At 72.1% G+C, this 587-nt stretch carries 1 protein-coding gene; it reads left to right on the top strand.

The features are described from left to right. On the top strand, positions 1-585 hold a 585-nt coding region (locus OMK64_RS20310; protein WP_272730162.1), incomplete at its 5' end, for an ABC transporter permease. Positions 586-587 lie beyond the last annotated feature (2 nt).

Below are 587 nucleotides of genomic sequence, written 5' to 3' on the forward strand. Positions count from 1 at the left end.
AGCCGGCAGATCAACGCGTTCGACACGGTCCCCGTCCCGGTGCTGTCCGAGATCCCGGGCGTCGGGCCTGTGCTGTTCGACCACGACCCGCTCGTCTACGTCGCGTACGTGGCGGCACCGCTCGTGTGGTGGGTCCTGTTCCGCACGCGCGTCGGCCTGCTCGTGCGCACGGCGGGGGAGCGGACGGAGGCGCTCGAGGTGCACGGGTACAGCGTCACGGCGGTGCGGTACGGCGCGACGGTCGCGGGCGGCGCGCTCGCGGGGGTCGCGGGTGCCCACCTGTCGATCGCCTACACGAACAGCTGGTTCGAGAACATGGTCGCCGGCCGCGGGTTCATCGCCGTCGCGCTCGTCATCTTCGCGATGTGGAGCCCGCTGCGGATCCTCGCGGGCGCCTACCTGTTCGGTGCCGCGCTCTCGCTCGCGTCGGTGCTGCAGACGGCGGGCGTCGCGGTCAACCAGTTCGCGCTCAACCTCGTGCCGTTCGTCCTCACGCTCGCCGTGCTCGCCGCTCTGGGCCGGCGCACGCTCCAGGCCGCGCCCGACGAGCTGCTCAAGGTCTTCGACCACAGCCGCACGGCCTGATC

It is taken from the genome of Cellulomonas fimi (assembly GCF_028527925.1).
Lineage (GTDB): Bacteria > Actinomycetota > Actinomycetes > Actinomycetales > Cellulomonadaceae > Cellulomonas > Cellulomonas fimi_C.